Here is a 15,842-nt window from a genome sequence, read left to right as displayed (position 1 = left end):
ACAGGTCCCACACCCGGACGGGTCACATGGGATCACGCATGGGATCACAGTGAGAAAGGATTCATGATGTCCAGCAGTACAGGTGGTTCGCCATTCGGCAGCGCCGGTTCGCCATTCGGTAGTGGGGGGTCGCCATTCGGCAGTGCTCCGGCACCTGCTCCGGCTCCCACCCCGGCGCCCGCGCCCGCGCCAGGTGGTTCGCCGTTCGGCAGCGCCGGTTCGCCATTCGGCACCGGAGGGTCTCCATTCGGCGCAGGGACAGCGCCCGCTCCGGCCCCGGCACCCGCGCCGGCTCCCGCTCCAGCGCCAAGTGGTTCGCCGTTCGGCAGTGCGGGCTCGCCGGTCGGCACCGGAGGTTCTCCATTCGGCGCAGCTCCAGCTCCCGTTCCCGCGCCGGGGGCCGCGTCCGCTTCCGCTCCAGCACCAAGTGCCGCGTCGACGCCTGCACCGGCGGCGACCACTGCGAAACCGAAAAAGACCCGGGGAACGCGCATCGGTGCGAAATGGAAGGCGCGCACGGCCGCTGCGAAAGCCGCAGCCTCGTATACGCGGCGCATCAGTTTCGTGTCGCTTGCCGTAGCCTTATGTGCATCGCTGAGTTACTATCTGCTGTTTCCCGTGTTCGCGTGCATGGGGCACAGGTTGCCGATGACGATGGACAATTTCGGACGGATGTACCAGCTGCTCAGTGGTCAGCATTTCCTGTTGTTCGGCGGATCGCTCATCGTCCTGCTCGTGTTCCAACTGGTGTTTGCGATGTGCTATCTCGGCGTCATCTACATACCGGATTTCGATTTCCGTATCATATGCGCCGCGTTGGGTATCACGATGGCTGGGTATACGGTGTACGTCGCGGTCACGCTCAACCATGAGCTCTTCCTGCGTCTTTCCTTATACCACAACTACGACTTGTACCTCATCGATTCGGCTGTCAGTGGCGTCGCCCTCCTCGCGGCCGCATTCGCCGCGAAACTCGCGGAAAACCGTGGAAACAATATCGGTCGTATCGCGTTGTGGACACTTGAGGGATTGCTTGTCATCGTCGCCGTCGGCGCGTGCTTCTACTGAGCGTCCCACCACACACCCACGAACAGAACAATGGAGTGAACCACGATCATGCAACAGTTCTACAAACGGATCATCGTCTTCGTCTGCCTCATCTTCGGCCTCGGATTCGGATTCATCATGATCCGCAGTTCGATCGATGCGGAAACCGGCAAAAGCTTCGCCGACGCGATGTCGGTGCTGCCGTTCAGCGACACGATTCTGCATTGGCTGCGCTCGTTCCTGCCGCTTGACGCGACGGTGTTCGATATCCAGCAGCGACGCCCCTTCGTCATGCAACTGCTCATCCTGCTCGTCGAAGCCGTCGTCCTCTCACCGATCTTGCTCGCGATCAACAATCTCATGGGGCCGATCCTGTTGCGCACACGCGCGAACGAATACTCGGTCACCGGTGATTGGAACGCATCCCGAACGAAGGACAAGATCGTCCGACGCCTCGTCAAACTGCTGCTCATCACAATCATCGTGCCGCTCGTGGCGTTCTTCTCAGGCTATCTGCTCGATATGCTCTTCGGATGGGTGAATGGATTGTTCATCGTGTGGCGCGTGCTGTGCTATGCGCTCGCGTTCGTCATCGTCGTCGCGATCGCGCTGATACCGGTGTTCCTTGAGAACTCGCGGAAGCGGTTCGTCGCGTTCGGCGTCTCCGCGCTCCAGCGCATCCTCTATGTGTTCATCACGAATGTCGTCATCCTCGCTGTTGTCGCGTTGCTTGTCGCAGGCGCCTCCGGCTGGGATTTCATGGTCGGTCTGCTCGTCATGCTCGCGTGGATGACGTGCTATTCCGACACCGATGGTTTCCTCGCACACAAAATCGTGCGCGCGAGTGCGTGAACGATGGTTGATACGCGCGGGGGCACGCTCACGTTCCGTCCAGCGTGCCCCCGCGCCCCACCGCTATCCGCGCTGTGAATGCGCCTCCGCGCCGCGGTCGTCCTCCTTCTTCGCGCCGCCGTGATTCTCCATGAGCTGCCAACCCAGCTGTGCGAGCCGCTTGCGCACATGCGCGGGTTTGACGATGGTCGTCGGGAACCAGGACTGGTACTGCAGGACCCAGAACAGCAGGCCCATCTCCGGGGCCCTGACGTCCACGAGGTAGCTGGGGCTGCCGTTGATCCATTTGTCGTTCGGCAGTCGCCGCACTTGTGCGCTTTCGAACCATTCATACAGCACGGTGAGCATGCCCTCATTGATGATGAGCGTCGCGTCGATCATCGGTCCCATCGTCATGTGCGGACGCGACCTCGCGAATCCGGCGGGCGTGAAGGGAATGTGCTGCTCCGAGAACGCCATCGGCACGCCTTCGACGTCCCATGTGTCCGCGGGCACGGCGATCGCCTCGTCGGTCTCGCGGATGTTCACGATGCGGTCGATGACGAAACAGTAGAGGTTCGTATGGTTGTCGTCCGGTTCGTCCTCCGTCGGCAGCTCCCGGTCGTGGAACCAACCGATGAGATAGTATTCGCCGCGCTTCGTCACCATGCCGTAGGGGTCGATGCGGTACAGCTTCGCGCGTCCGTGCCCGTCGGTGCGCAGGACCGGTTTCCTGTCCGCCCCGTAGACTTGGTAGTTGAATTCGACGCAGTGCCCGTCCCGCGTCGCGCGGTCGATGGCGCCGACGGTGCCGAGGAACTCGATGTCCACGTATTTGTTGCTGCTGATGTTCGCCTCATACGCCACGGAATCGCCGTTTTGCCCGCGGCCGGTGATCTCGTCGAGCTTGCCGATCAGGTCGGACAGCGCCTCGCGGTCGATGCGCGAGAGCATGAGCGAATCGGCGAGCAGCCTTGTCTCGGCTCCCGACAGGAACGGCTCCATATACCATCCCGGCTTCGCGTCCGGCGTCTGCTTGAGCGCATCCTCGATGTCGACCTTGCTCACGCGCCGGCCGAGGATGGGGTGCTTCTGGATCGACAACCAATGGATCTGGTTGTAGATCGTGCGCGTCGACGGCGCGGGTGCATCGATGTCCCTGTCGATGTGCCGCTCCTCAAGCCGTTCCTGGATCTCGCTCTCGGTGAGCCCGTGGCATTCGTCCGTCTCCTCCCACAGCAGTTCGAAGATCTCGATGACCGCGTTCTTCGCATTCGTCTGTCCTCGGTTTGCTCCCATGGATTCCCTCTGGTCGTCGGTTGGATGGATTGGTCGGATTGGATGGATCGAACATACGTATGTACATATTGTAAATGAGATACCGGGGGCATGTGCATGCCGTATTGTCCGTACGATATTGTCCGCGGAACGGTACGCTGAGCGTCGCGTCAGCGTACCGTGGTGCGGAAAGGGAACGTACATGTGCGCATAGCGCACGGGACTGGGGGATGGCTGCGCGGCAAGCTCTTAGTGAAGTCCCCGCGTTCCCGCGCGCGAACGGACCGACAATGGGCTCTAGGGCGCCGAAAGCCGGCGCAAACACGTCTTCACGGGAACGGTCCCGCGCAAGAGGAGGAACCATGTACTATTCGGCAGGCAATTTCGAGGCGTTCGCACATCCGAGGAAGCCGGAGGGCATCGAGCACAAGAGCGCGTACATCATCGGCACGGGGCTTGCGGCGCTCACGGCCGCGTTCTATCTGGTGCGCGACGCGCAGATGCCGGGAAAGAACATCCATGTGTTCGACAAGGACGTGCTCCCCGGAGGCGCACTCGATGGCGCGTTCATCAAGGGCGAAGGCTACGTCATGCGCGGCGGCCGTGAAATGGACAACCATTTCGAGGTCATGTGGGATGTCTACCGCGACGTGCCGAGCATCGAGGACAAGCATGTGTCGATGCTCGACTATTATTACTGGCTCAACAAAGAGGATCCGAACTTCTCGAAGTGCCGTGCGACGAAGGGACGTGGACAGGACGCGCATACGGACAGGAGATTCAACCTGTCCGACAAGGCCGTCATGGAGATCCTCAAACTGTATCTCGCGACCGAAGACGAACTCGCGAACAAGAAGATCACCGATTACTTCGACGATGAGGTGCTCAATTCGAACTTCTGGCTGTATTGGCGCACGATGTTCGCGTTCGAGAACTGGCAGTCGGCGCTTGAGATGCACCGTTACATCCACCGTTTCATCCATCACATCGGTGGTCTTCCGGACTTCTCGGCGCTGCGCTTCACCCGGTACAACCAGTACGAGTCGATGATTCTGCCGCTCATGAACTACCTCAAGGCGCACGATGTGCAGTTCCATATGCAGACGTCGGTCGACGATGTGACGTTCGAGGTGAGCGAGCACGAGATGGGGCCGAAGCGTGAGTTCACGCATGTCGCGATGGATGAGATCATGCGCGCGCAGGCGGAGAACGGCGCGTTCCCGCGCAATCCGTATTCGACGCCGAACAAGAAGACCGCGAAGACGCTCGTCGTGACCGACCTCAAGACGAACACGACGAAGACGATCGAGCTGGGCGAGGACGATTTCGTGTTCATCACGAACGGCGGCCTCGTCGAGTCGACGACGGAAGGCAACCAGAACACGCCTGCCGGTTTCGACCCGTCGCTCAAGGCCGGCAACGGTTGGGATACGTGGAACCGCATCGCCGCCGTCGACCCGAGCTTCGGACACCCGCAGAAGTTCATCTACGACCCGAACCTGACGAAGTGGATGAGCGCGACCGCGACGACGCTCGATGACGAGATCATCCCGTACATCGAGAAGATCACCGGGCGTTCGCCGTTCGGCGGCCACACCGTGACGGGCGGCATCGTGAGCGTCGAGGATTCGAACTGGCTCATGAGCTGGACGATCAACCGCCAGCAGCAGTTCCGCGACCAGCCGGCCGACCAGATCAGCGTGTGGATCGACGCGCTGCTGCCGGACAACCCGGGCAACTACATCCGCAAGAAGATGCAGGACTGCACCGGTGAGGAGATCTGCGAGGAATGGCTCTACCATATGGGTGTGCCGACCGACAGGATCCACGAGCTCGCCTCGGAGCACTGCAACACGATTCCGGTCATGATGCCGTACGTCGACGCGTTCTTCATGCCGCGTGAGCTCGGTGACCGCCCTGACGTCGTGCCTGACGGCGCCGTCAACTTCGCGTTCATCGGCCAGTTCGCCGAGGAACCGCGCGACACGATCTTCACGACCGAGTATTCGATGCGCACCGGGATGGAGGCCGTCTACACGCTCTTCGACGTCGACCGTGGCGTGCCCGAGGTGTGGAACAGCGAATACGATGTGCGCGACATGCTCAACGCCGCCGTCAAGCTGCGCGATGGCGAACCGCTCACGACGTTCGGTCGCAACGGGCTCGAGCACAAGGCGATCGAGATCGCGCTCAACCGCACGAAGGGCACCTACATCTACGAGATGCTCAAGGTCTTCGGCGCGATCGCCGATCCGCAGCATCCTGTCGACATGAAGCCGGGCATGCGTTTCGACGCCTCGTTCAGTGAGGCCGATGAGGCGCGCCTCATGCAGGAGGCGAAGGACGCCGAAGCCGCCGCGTTCCCGAACCAGCAGGCCGACGCCGCGGCCGAAGCCATCACACCGGCCGAGGCAAGCGTGGACGCACAGCCTGCTGGCTCCGACAAGCCCGAAGCCGAGGAACGCCTTGACAAGCCGGAGGCCGCCAAATGAAGGCGTATGTGATCCCCGACGGGCAGGCCCGCGGGCTTGACGCGATCGAGCTCGCGGACGTGCCCGTACCGACGCCGACTCCCGGCCATGTACTCGTCCGCGTGCATGCGGTCGGCCTCAACCCGGTCGACTACAAGCTCGCCGAGGGCGGCAATGAGTCGTGGACGTACCCGCATGTCCTTGGCTTGGATGTCGCCGGCGAGATCGCCGCGATCGGCGAAGGCGTCGAGGACACATGGAAGGTCGGCATGCGCGTCGCCGGCCATGGCGACCTGCGTTACAACGGCTGCTTCGCCGAATATGTGGACGCACCGGCATATGAGCTGTCGCTCATCCCCGACGACGTCGCCTATACGACGGCCGCCGGCGTGTTGTGCGGCGCGCTCACCGCATACCAGACGATCAACAGGAAACCGAACCTCAACCTCGTGCGCACGGCGCTCGTGCACGGTGGTTCCGGCGCGGTCGGCGGCATCGCCGTGCAGCTTGCGAAGATGCACGGCATCACCGTGTTCACGACATGTTCGACGCGCAACATCGACTATGTGCGCGACCATGTGAGCCCGGACGCGATCATCGACTACCGCACCCAGGACGTCGACGAGCGCGTGCGCGAACTGACGGACGGCCTCGGCGCCGACCTCATCGTCGACACGGTGAGCGGTCGGGAGGCGGCGCGCGACCTCGGGCGCCTCGCCTACAACGGGCAGCTCGTCACGATCGTCGATGTGCCGCCGGTCTCGGGAGGCCAGATGTTCGGCGGCGCATTGAGCATCGACGTCGTCAACCTCGGCGGCGCGCATGCATCGGGCAATCCGGTCGAGCAACGCGACCTCGGCACGATGGCTTCGGACATCCTGTCGATGGTCTCGCAAGGCCAACTCGACCCGCTCATCACCGGCGTGCTGCCGTTCTCCGACCTCGTCGACGGATTGCGTTCGCTCGCCGACCACCGTGTCACCGGCAAACTCGTCGTCGACGTCGACGCGTGACCTGACGCCGATCACAGACGTCAGATACGAGTTGTCCCCAGTATCCACAACGGATACTGGGGACAACTCGTATCGGCCATCCACCATGCGGGACAGCGCGCGGGGCGCCATATGTCAGTCGATGTCGGTGCCTTCGTCGCGCGCAGGCGCCTTCGACGGGTCGAAGCCGGAGACGATGAACACGACACGGCGCGCCGCGGACACCGAATGGTCGCCGAGACGCTCCATGAACCTGCCGATGAGCACGACATTGATGAGCTGCTGGTTCGTGCCCGGGAAATCCTCGGATTGCGCAAGCTTGAGCGTTTCGAGATGCAGCGCGTCGAGCTTGTCGTCGTCCCGGATGATCTCCTCGGCCGTATGCGTGTCGCGGTCCGCGAGCATCGTCACGAGGCGATCCGCCGTCACATCGAGGAAATCCTGCATCTGCTGGAACAGGCCGACCGCATGCTCCGGCAGCGGCGAATCCGGATAGGTGCGACGCGCCGCCTCGGCGATATGCCGCGCGAGGTCGCCCATCCGTTCGAACGTGATCGCGAGCCGCATCGTCGAGACGACGACACGCAGATCGGTCGCGACCGGGTTCTGCCGCGCGAGCAGCTCGACGCACTGGTCGACGATCGACGTCGACAACGCGTCCGTCTGCGCGTCGTCGTCGATGACCTTCTGCGCGGCGTCGAGGTCCTGGCTGAGCAGCGCCGCACCGGCACCGTGGATCGCGTCACGCACGTTGCGCACCATATGGTCGAGGTCGTCGGCGATCGCCTTGAGCCCTTCATTGAAGATAACGCGCATCTTCCCGCCTTTCTTCCATGTCGTCACCGCCGGCCGTCCGCATGCGCCGGCGTCTTCCAGCTCAAGTGTAGAGGAGACGTGTCGAGAAACCAACCGCAATGCCCACCGCGTATGCGCGGCGGTGCGGAACGTGCGGCGCGGCGATGTGCCACAATGGCGGTATGCATATCGACACGTCCGCCATCATCGCCGCCGCGTTCGCATTGTTCGCGCTCGCGGCGCTCATAGGGATCGGCATCCTCCTCGTCGACGCGCTCGCGCCGCTGTTCGCACCGGGGACCGACGGTGTGCCGTTGTCGGAACGTTTCGACGAATTCGTCTCACGGCTGCGCAGACGACATGATGACGACGATGACGATGACGACGCGGACGACGATCTCCAGGATTCGACGGCGGCGTTGCTGACGATGATTCCGGCCGCGGCCGTCGTCGTCGACGACACCGGCGAAGTCGTCCGTGCGAATCCGGACGCGTACCGACTTGGTGTCGTCGACGACGACGCGATCGTGAGCGTACCAATCGCCGAAGCCGTGCGCGACGTGCGCGCGCACGGCGGCAAACGCACCCTCGAACTGATGACGCGTACGCCGCGCCGCTTCGCCGAAATCGACGACGACGCGCACGCGTCCACGGACGCGCGGACGGTGAGCCGTCCGAATTGGCTCAACGTCACCGTCGGCAGGATCTCGGACGGACTCGTCGTCATCCTGCTCGACGACGTGAGCGAAGCGGTGCGTTTCGCACAAGTGCGCGACGACTTCATCACGAACGTCTCACAACGCCTCGTCCAACCGAGTGACAAACTCAAGCACCTCGCGGCGACGCTCGAACAGGGCGGCCTCGACGAGGCGCAGATCGCGAAGGACGCGCGCCAAGTGCGGCGCACGATCGCGTACATCGACCATATGGTCGGCGACCTGCTGCTGCTCATCAAAGCCCAGGAGCAGGTGACGCCGACGGCGGACAACGCATTGCATGTGCTCGCCGAAGCGCAGGCGGCCGCCGACATCGCGCGGCCGATCGCCGACGAACGCGGGCAGCGCATCGATGTGCGCGGCGACGACACGCTCACCGTGCACGGCGAAAGCGCGCAGATACGCGCCGCACTCGGCAAACTGCTCGAGAACGCGCTCGCGTATTCGCCCGACGGCGCGACGGTGAGCGTCGACGTGCGCGCGAGCCGCGACGGCGACGACGCGGTCATCCGCGTCATCGACCGGGGCAGCGGCATCGCCGAGGACGAACAGCAGCGGATCTTCGAACGGTTCTACCGGGGGCATAACCAGAATGAGCATTCGCGTGACGGCGCGGGCCTCGGACTCGCGATCGTCAAACATGTCGCGCTCACGCACCACGGCAGTGTACAGGTGTGGAGCCGGCCGGGGCAGGGGAGCACGTTCAGCCTCGTATTGCCGATCGCACACGACGCGGCGCAGCGAATCGTGCCGTGAACGGCGCAGACGGCCCACGAAAGGCGCGTCACTGGCCGAGACGGCGGTAATCGGAACGGTCGAAATGCTCCCAGATGAGCATCGCGAAGCCGATTGCGACACCGCATGCGCATATGAACGTCGCGAGTTTGAACCATGCGATGTGCGCGAAGAACCAGCAGCAGCCGCATATGACGAGCGCGACCGCCCACAGGGCCGTGCCGAGGATGAACGCCTTGCGAAGGTCCACTTGCACCGGCTTCGGCATCGGGCGCCGGGCGTGTGGATCGATGATCGGGGCGAACTTCATAACCCATAACCTTAATACATGTGCGGACACGGCGCGGTCATCCTCTGGGCTGATTTCCACGCGTGGTGCGCATGGGCGCCCATATGCGCATCGCGTACAATGGGTGGGTCCGGAACGTCGGCAGAAAGGAACGCGCGTGTACACGATCCATCCGGTGCCCAAACGCTATGCGTGGGGATCGCGCAGCAGCCTGCAGCGGATGTTCCATCTCGACGGCGCGGACGCGCAGGGCCCGCTCGCCGAGATGTGGTTCAGCGGGCACGCGCAGTCACCGTCGATGCTCGATATGCCCAGCGCGGACGGCACGACACGCATGATCGCGCTCACCGACGCGATCGCGCAGGACCCGGACGGGATGGTCGGCGCGCGCGGCGCGAACGAATTCGGTCCGGTCTTGCCGTTCCTGTTCAAAACAATCGCCGCGGACGAGCCGCTTTCGCTGCAAGTGCACCCCGTCGGATTCCAGGCGCGTGCCGGATTCAACATCGAGAACCGCCAAGGCATCGCACTTGACGCACCCGAACGTTCGTTCAAGGACATGAACGCGAAAAGCGAAATGGTCGTCGCACTCGAACCGTTCCTCGCATCGGTCGGCTTCGCGTCGCACTCGTTCGCGCTGCGCAATCTGCAGCTGTTGCGTTCGCCCATCGCGCAACGCATGGTAGACGCGTTCGCGTCGGGCGGCAGACACGGGGATGATTCGTTCGCGGACGCCGACATGATGATGCCCGTCGCCGCGACCGTATGGCCCGAGTCGCGCAAACGCATCTTCCGCGCGTTCCATACGGCCGTCACCGCGCCCGCGAGCGACCCGGACGCGCTCATCGACGACATCAACACAGCGGCCGCGCACGCGACACACAGCCGCAACATCATGGCCTTCGATTTCGCGTTGCGCGCCGCACGCGCGTTCCCCGGAGACACGAGCGTGCTCGCGTTGCTCATGATGAACCCGGTGCGCCTTGAGGAAGGCGAATCGGTGTTCCTGCCGACGGGCGTGCCGCATGCCTATATATATGGGACGGGTGCCGAGATCATGACGAATTCGGACAATGTGCTACGCGCGGGGATGACGGTCAAGCACAAGGACATCGTGAACCTGCTGCAATGTGTCGACTGCCGCCCGACGAGTCCCGTCAATCCATCCGATGCGCGCCTTGGCGCGCTCCTCATGCGCGACGTCGTGTTCTATAAACCAGGCGTGAGCGAATATGTGCTCGCCTACGGACATGTCGACGATACGCGCGCATGGCCGATTGTCGAACGGCTCGCCGTACGCTACGACGCGCTCGTGCAGCAGATGCGCGGCCGCGCCGCCGTGCCGCATGCGGGGCCGCGTGTGCTGTTGTGCACGCAAGGCGAAGTCGTCTGCACGACACAGACGGATACGCGCACGTTGCGGCAAGGTGAGGCCGTGTTCATCCCCGCGTCCGATGGCGGGGTGCGCATCAGTGGCACGTCCGGTTCGTATCTGATGGCGTCGACGCCGTTCTGACCACGTCGCGTGCGCACACGTGCACGTATCGCATGCATCGACGTATGTGCTGCCTCTATATATACATATATATACGCGGACGCCCGCGCACGATGCAGTGCGCGGGCGTCCACAATATATCGGTATCGGTACCCCCATATATTCCGTATCGCCGTCTTCGTCGATACGGATGTGCGAACGACTACAGACGTTCGACGACGTAATCGATGCAGTGCACGAGCGCTTCGACATCGGACGGTTCGACGGAAGGGAACACGCCGATGCGCAGCTGGTTGCGGCCAAGTTTGCGGTATCCGGAAACATCGACGATGCCGTTGTCGCGCAGCGCCGCGATGACGGTCGCAGCGGGCACGGCCGCGTCGAGGTCGACCGTGACGACCGACTGCGAACGCGCGTCCGGATCGGTCACGAACGGCATCGCGTAGTCGCTGTGCTCGGCCCAATGGTAGACGATGTCCGACGAACGGCGGCAGCGTGCGGACGCCCACGGCAGGCCACCGTTCTCGTTGAGCCACGAGACCTGTTCGTTGAGCAGCACGAGCGTCGTGAGCGACGGTGTGTTGAGCGTCTGGTTCTTACGCGCATTGCCGATCGCGGACGTGAGCGACAGGAACGGGGGAATCCAGCGGCGCGCACCTTCAAGCCCCGCACTGCGTTTGACGCCCTCGGCGCGCTCGATCGCGGCCGGCGAAAGGATCGCGATCCACAGGCCGCCTTCGGAGCCGAAGGCCTTCTGCGGCGAGAAGTAATAGGCATCCGTCTGTGCGATGTCGACGGGGATTGCGCCCGCGCCGCTCGTCGCGTCGATGCAGATGAGCGCACCCTGCTCACGGGAACCGTCGATGCGGTACACAGGCGCCTGCACACCCGTCGACGTCTCGTTCTGCGCCCAGCAATACGTGTCGACGTATTCGGTGCGTTCGGGGATGCGGTACGTGCCCGGTTCGCCCTCGAAGAGGATCGGCTGCTCAAGGAACGGGGCGGATTCCACCGATGCCGCCATCTTGCCGCTGAACGACCCGTACACGCCGCACGCGGCCTGACGTGTGATGAGCGACGCGCAGATGACGTCCCAGAACGCGCTCGCGCCGCCATTGCCGAGGACGACCTCGTATCCGTCGGGAATCGAGAAGAACGACGCGAGACCCTCGCGGATCGAGCCGACGATGTCCTTGACGGGCGCCTGACGGTGGGATGTGCCGAGCACGGTGAGCGCGGCGCGGTCGAGCGCTTCGATCTGCTCGGGGCGGATCTTGCTCGGTCCGGAGCCGAAGCGCGCGTCCTCGGGGAGCATTGACTGCGGAATCGTGATTGTATCCATGACTCTCAGCGTAGCCACAACAAAGGAAAACGCCGTGCGCGGCATGGGCATACATGGATACCGCCGATTGTAGTGGACATGTGGTGATGCCCCTCGAAATGTGAAGATTTGGCGATTTCTCTCTCAGGGGAAAACGTTGTTCGTTCCTGCTGTTTGCGCGGGTTTTGTGCTATGTTCGCGCGCGCCGTCCGTGTCCGGGAAACGCGCGGCGCGCGCATTTTGGCGGTTTGTTGATGTACCCTAGAGCCTTGTGAGTCGAAGGCACGGACACCGTGCACGCTGTTGAGCGACGTTCATAAGGAGTGATTTGCGTATGAGGCATGCTGCCCACGCGACCCGCAAGGGTGCAGGCGCTGTAGCCCTGACGAAGTCCCTGTTTACCACGAAGCACGGTGCACATTCCGCGGAATCGGTCTACGCGAGCAAAGCCGCTGACGGCAACGCGGACGTGCTCGGCATCAATCCCGACCTTGCGCGCCGCCTCAACGAGGTCGCACCGCTGACGCGTCGCGCGATCCGCGAATCCGCACGTGCAGCGCAGCGTAAGAACACCGTGCTCGCGTCCGCGTCGCTCGCGGCGCTCGTCGGCACGGCCGCGACGTCGATGGCGTTCATGAAAGCGGACGACGATACGACGATGTTCCCGGTCGCTGACGGTGCGGAAACGACACAGACACTTGACATCTCGCGCGTCGCCGGCACCAGCGCGTCCCGTTCGGACGTGCGCGAGGCGCTCACGGCCGACGACGCGGACTCGCAGTATCTTGTGGACGCGGCGAACAACGCGGCCGCTGCTGGCGTGCAGACGCCGTACGCCGCGCAGGAATCGACGAATGTGACCGGCAGCTGGGACCTTGGCGAGACGAACGCGGTCAAAGACACGTCGAAGCTCACGACCGCGAAGGCATACAACGAGAAGGTCGCCAAACTCGTCGACAAGGACGAGGCGCAGCTGCCCGCCGGCTTCAACCCGAACCATGCGACAGGTGACACCGGCAACGCGTATCCGTGGGGGCAGTGCACATGGTGGTCATACGAACGCCGCCATCAGCTCGGCCTGAGCACCGGCTCCTACTTCGGCGACGCGCGAAGCTGGGGAGCTTCGGCGCAATCACTCGGCTACTGGGTCGACAACCAGGCGCGCGCCGTCGGCGACGTGCTCGTGTTCGCCCCCGGACAGGAAGGCGCGGACGGCTACTACGGACACGTCGCGATCGTCGAAGCCGTCAATCCGGACGGGTCGATCCGCATCTCCGAGTCGAACGCGAAAGGACTCGGCGTGATCTCCCAACGCGAATTCACGGCGGAACAGGCGAAGGCCTTCACCTTTATCCATTACTGATCGTTGCATGCGGCGTACGACAACGGTTGCGCCGTTGCATCGTGCGGTATGCAGAGTAAAAAAGACTCTCTATACTACCTGAGATTGTGAGTACGATTGCACTCGGCGTGTCGTAAGTGTGGACAATGTGTTCCCATCGATGGACCTTCACGCGACGCGACGCGTGTGTGCTAGCGTAGAAGGCGATGAAAAAGATGAAACGTTCTATTTCGATTACTACCGCTGCAGCACTCGCCGCATCCCTGTTCGCGGGTGCGCCTGCGGCTGTCGCAGATGATGCAGCGTCGAGTTCGAATTACGTCGTCTCGACACGCTCATTCCCCAAAGTGAATACGGCGAAGACTGACTTCTTCGCCGAAGCCACCTCCACGAACGTCGACGAAGACTCCAACTGGGGTGGCCTGGAGAGCATGGATGTTCCTCAGACCAAGTCGACCGCGGAGAAGGAAGCCGAACAACAGGCCAAGGAACAGGAAGAAGCACGCAAGCGGGCCGAGGAGGAGGCCGCACGCCAGCAGGCCGAAGCGGCCGCGCGCGCAGCACAGGAGGCGGCCGCGAGCCGCAGCCAGGAGCGCGAGCCGGTCGCCACTGAACCTCAGCAGGCCGCACAGGCTCCAGCTGCGAGCTGGAATGTGCCGGCAAGCAAGAACGGCGCGGCGATCGCACAGTTCGCATTGCAGTTCCAGGGCTATCCCTACGTGTTCGGCGGCAATACGCCGAGCGGATGGGATTGCTCCGGATTCGTGCAGTGGGTGTTCTCGCAGTTCGGCATCTCGCTGCCGCGCACCTCGGGTGCGCAGGCGGCCGTTGGTGTCGCCGTGCCGAGCATCGATCAGGCGCAGCCGGGCGACATCATCGCCAATGGCATGCATGCCGCGATCTACATCGGCAACGGCATGGTCATGAACGCGATGACCCCGGCACTGGGAACCGGTACGAGCAGCCTCGCTGTCTTCTCGGGCGGTTATTCCATCCGACGCGTGCTGTAATCCCAATCCCACATTTCACTGTTCTCGGGGGTGTGCGGTTCTTCGGAACCGCACACCCCCGCTTTTTTGTATGCAGCGTACCGTTCTACGGGTGTGGGGTGGATGCGTAGGTGGTGTCTGCGGAATGGGACGGAAACCACGCTGTTTGTGGGTGGTTGCGTCGGGCGCGTCTGCGGATTGGGACGCAACGGGTGGGTTGGTTGGTGGCGGCTGCGAAGTGGGATGCAAACGCGCGCGTTTGCGGGTGGGTTGGTCGGCGGCGTCTGCGGATTGGGACGCGTAGGACGAGCCCGCGGTGCCGAAACACGTTCCTGACGTAACTTTTCGCGGTTTTTCGGCTGCTAGTGTGTGTGATGAAGGAAAACCACGGTATTGTGGAACGTGGAAACCAACCGAAGAGAAGGTTGTGCTGGGCAAGGAGGTCTTTCATGGTGAACGACAACACGATTCTGGTGGGTGTCGACGGTTCGCACGCGAGCTACAAGGCGACGTGGTGGGCTGCAAATTACGCGAAACACGTCGGATTGAGCCTGCAGATCGTGTGCGCGTATTCGCTGCCGAGCTACGCCGCGGTCTCGTTCGACGCGACGTACACGGCGATGGGGGACGACAACGCCGCGCACAACGACGCCCAGGAGATCCTTTCGAAGGCGAAGGCGATCGCCGACGAACAGGGTGTCGACGCGCAGACGCTCATCGTGACCGGCGATCCGTCGTCGGTCTTCGTCGAACTGTCGCGCAACTACAACCTCATCGTCATCGGCAACCGCGGCAAGGGCGGCCTCGCGGAACGTCTGCTCGGCACAACGAGTTCGAGTCTGCCCGCGTACGCGTACTGCCCGATCGTCGTCGTCCCGTACACCGACGACAAAGGCAACCTCATGCACCTCAACAACGTCATCACGAAGGTCGCCGTCGGCTCCGACGATACGAAGTGGGGCATCCGCGCGCTCCAGCTCGCGGCGAAATTCGCGCACTCGTGGGGCGCGCAGCTCGACGCCATCACCGTCGTCCCGCCGAACACGAACCTCGCGAGCGACGAGGTGCGCGGCAAGTTCGAGGACGAGCTTGACGCGCGACTCAAGCCGATCCTCGCGGAGTATCCGGAACTCAACGTCCATAAGAACATCGTCGCCGGCAATGCCGTCGAGACGCTCACGAAGGCGAGCCGCGACCATGACATCGTCGTCGTCGGCTCGTGTGGACGTGGTGGGTTCACCGGTCTGCTCTTCAATTCGACGAGCCAGGGGCTGCTGCAGCATTCGGTGTCGCCTGTGCTCGTCGTGCCGCGCAAGTTCGTCGAAGCCGAAGAGCAGCGCGCAGAGCAGACGGACGAGCGGACGGCGACGGTCACGCTCGACGAACTCGTCACCGAAGTGCCCGTCGACCGTGCGGATGAGGACGTCGAACGGCAGATCGAGATCAAAATCGATCCACAGGCCGCCGACTACCACGACGACGCGAAACGTGGCTGATCCGTACACGTCCGCACAGATACAGACGTAGACTACGAACACCGT

General features: G+C 63.2%; 14 protein-coding genes. 9 read left to right on the top strand and 5 right to left on the bottom strand.

The features are described 5' to 3' along the window. Window positions 1-44: 44 nt before the first annotated feature. Window positions 45-494, bottom strand: a complete 450-nt coding sequence (locus tag B1526_RS09080; RefSeq protein ID WP_157908682.1) for a hypothetical protein — start codon at window positions 492-494, stop codon at window positions 45-47. A gap of 154 nt (window positions 495-648) precedes the next feature. On the opposite strand from B1526_RS09080, the gene B1526_RS09075 reads away from it, so the two are divergent. Further along, window positions 649-1,068 (top strand): hypothetical protein, encoded by a 420-nt coding sequence (locus tag B1526_RS09075; RefSeq protein WP_157908681.1) that lies wholly within the window; start codon window positions 649-651, stop codon window positions 1,066-1,068. A gap of 48 nt (window positions 1,069-1,116) precedes the next feature. Continuing rightward, entirely contained in the window at window positions 1,117-1,899 is a 783-nt protein-coding gene (locus B1526_RS02920) for a hypothetical protein (RefSeq protein WP_095614594.1), read from the top strand. A gap of 63 nt (window positions 1,900-1,962) precedes the next feature. Here B1526_RS02920 and B1526_RS02915 read toward each other — a convergent pair whose 3' ends face one another. Continuing rightward, window positions 1,963-3,177: a helix-turn-helix transcriptional regulator gene (locus B1526_RS02915; RefSeq protein WP_157908680.1), complete on the bottom strand. Its 1,215-nt coding sequence runs from the start codon at window positions 3,175-3,177 to the stop codon at window positions 1,963-1,965. A 341-nt stretch (window positions 3,178-3,518) separates the two neighbouring features. Between B1526_RS02915 and B1526_RS02910 the strand changes: the two genes are divergently transcribed. After that, a complete protein-coding gene (locus tag B1526_RS02910) occupies window positions 3,519-5,648 on the top strand; it encodes an oleate hydratase (protein WP_095614592.1) in 2,130 nt (709 codons plus the stop codon). Further along, a complete protein-coding gene (locus B1526_RS02905) occupies window positions 5,645-6,640 on the top strand; it encodes a zinc-binding dehydrogenase (protein ID WP_095614591.1) in 996 nt (331 codons plus the stop codon). Before B1526_RS02910 ends, B1526_RS02905 begins: the two co-directional genes overlap by 4 nt. A gap of 114 nt (window positions 6,641-6,754) precedes the next feature. Here the strand turns inward: B1526_RS02905 and phoU are convergent, their stop codons facing one another. Then, window positions 6,755-7,435 carry a phosphate signaling complex protein PhoU gene (phoU, locus tag B1526_RS02900; protein WP_095614713.1) on the bottom strand — a complete coding sequence of 227 codons (681 nt, stop codon included), beginning with the start codon at window positions 7,433-7,435 and terminating at the stop codon, window positions 6,755-6,757. Between the two features lie 161 nt (window positions 7,436-7,596). Here phoU and B1526_RS02895 point away from each other — a divergent pair, with 161 nt between their 5' ends. Continuing rightward, window positions 7,597-8,886 carry a sensor histidine kinase gene (locus B1526_RS02895; protein ID WP_164470451.1) on the top strand — a complete coding sequence of 430 codons (1,290 nt, stop codon included), beginning with the start codon at window positions 7,597-7,599 and terminating at the stop codon, window positions 8,884-8,886. A gap of 28 nt (window positions 8,887-8,914) precedes the next feature. On the opposite strand, the gene B1526_RS02890 is transcribed toward B1526_RS02895, so the two are convergent. Beyond that, window positions 8,915-9,175, bottom strand: a complete 261-nt coding sequence (locus tag B1526_RS02890; RefSeq protein ID WP_095614590.1) for a DUF2530 domain-containing protein — start codon at window positions 9,173-9,175, stop codon at window positions 8,915-8,917. Window positions 9,176-9,311: 136 nt separating this feature from the next. Between B1526_RS02890 and manA the strand changes: the two genes are divergently transcribed. Beyond that, the gene (gene manA, locus B1526_RS02885) at window positions 9,312-10,670 is read left to right on the top strand and encodes a mannose-6-phosphate isomerase, class I (protein WP_095614589.1); all 1,359 of its coding nucleotides are present in this window, start codon (window positions 9,312-9,314) and stop codon (window positions 10,668-10,670) included. Window positions 10,671-10,851: 181 nt separating this feature from the next. Here the strand turns inward: manA and serC are convergent, their stop codons facing one another. After that, window positions 10,852-11,991: a phosphoserine transaminase gene (serC, locus tag B1526_RS02880; RefSeq protein WP_095614588.1), complete on the bottom strand. Its 1,140-nt coding sequence runs from the start codon at window positions 11,989-11,991 to the stop codon at window positions 10,852-10,854. Window positions 11,992-12,304: 313 nt separating this feature from the next. On the opposite strand from serC, the gene B1526_RS02875 reads away from it, so the two are divergent. From B1526_RS02875 to B1526_RS02865, 3 genes are all read left to right on the top strand, one after another. Next, entirely contained in the window at window positions 12,305-13,333 is a 1,029-nt protein-coding gene (locus B1526_RS02875) for a CHAP domain-containing protein (RefSeq protein ID WP_095614587.1), read from the top strand. Window positions 13,334-13,527: 194 nt separating this feature from the next. After that, a complete protein-coding gene (locus B1526_RS02870; RefSeq protein WP_095614586.1) occupies window positions 13,528-14,322 on the top strand; it encodes a C40 family peptidase in 795 nt (264 codons plus the stop codon). Between the two features lie 428 nt (window positions 14,323-14,750). After that, on the top strand, window positions 14,751-15,797 hold the full coding sequence (locus B1526_RS02865; protein ID WP_162287924.1) for a universal stress protein: 1,047 nt from the start codon (window positions 14,751-14,753) through the stop codon (window positions 15,795-15,797). The last annotated feature ends 45 nt before the right edge of the window (window positions 15,798-15,842 follow it).

It is taken from the genome of Bifidobacterium criceti (genome assembly GCF_002286935.1).
Taxonomy (GTDB): domain Bacteria; phylum Actinomycetota; class Actinomycetes; order Actinomycetales; family Bifidobacteriaceae; genus Bifidobacterium; species Bifidobacterium criceti.
Note: the sequence above shows the minus strand (reverse complement) of the source record. Positions and strands in the feature narration are given on the sequence as shown.

What these genes read in the sequence shown, in the direction of transcription:
- B1526_RS09080 (WP_157908682.1), bottom strand. Translation starts at nt 494, where the DNA reads ATGCGCGTTCCCCGGGTCTTTTTCGGTTTCGCAGTGGTCGCCGCCGGT.
- B1526_RS09075 (WP_157908681.1), top strand. Translation starts at nt 649, where the DNA reads ATGACGATGGACAATTTCGGACGGATGTACCAGCTGCTCAGTGGTCAG.
- B1526_RS02920 (WP_095614594.1), top strand. Translation starts at nt 1,117, where the DNA reads ATGCAACAGTTCTACAAACGGATCATCGTCTTCGTCTGCCTCATCTTC.
- B1526_RS02915 (WP_157908680.1), bottom strand. Translation starts at nt 3,177, where the DNA reads ATGGGAGCAAACCGAGGACAGACGAATGCGAAGAACGCGGTCATCGAG.
- B1526_RS02910 (WP_095614592.1), top strand. Translation starts at nt 3,519, where the DNA reads ATGTACTATTCGGCAGGCAATTTCGAGGCGTTCGCACATCCGAGGAAG.
- B1526_RS02905 (WP_095614591.1), top strand. Translation starts at nt 5,645, where the DNA reads ATGAAGGCGTATGTGATCCCCGACGGGCAGGCCCGCGGGCTTGACGCG.
- phoU (WP_095614713.1), bottom strand. Translation starts at nt 7,435, where the DNA reads ATGCGCGTTATCTTCAATGAAGGGCTCAAGGCGATCGCCGACGACCTC.
- B1526_RS02895 (WP_164470451.1), top strand. Translation starts at nt 7,597, where the DNA reads ATGCATATCGACACGTCCGCCATCATCGCCGCCGCGTTCGCATTGTTC.
- B1526_RS02890 (WP_095614590.1), bottom strand. Translation starts at nt 9,175, where the DNA reads ATGAAGTTCGCCCCGATCATCGATCCACACGCCCGGCGCCCGATGCCG.
- serC (WP_095614588.1), bottom strand. Translation starts at nt 11,991, where the DNA reads ATGGATACAATCACGATTCCGCAGTCAATGCTCCCCGAGGACGCGCGC.
- B1526_RS02875 (WP_095614587.1), top strand. Translation starts at nt 12,305, where the DNA reads ATGAGGCATGCTGCCCACGCGACCCGCAAGGGTGCAGGCGCTGTAGCC.
- B1526_RS02870 (WP_095614586.1), top strand. Translation starts at nt 13,528, where the DNA reads ATGAAACGTTCTATTTCGATTACTACCGCTGCAGCACTCGCCGCATCC.
- B1526_RS02865 (WP_162287924.1), top strand. Translation starts at nt 14,751, where the DNA reads ATGGTGAACGACAACACGATTCTGGTGGGTGTCGACGGTTCGCACGCG.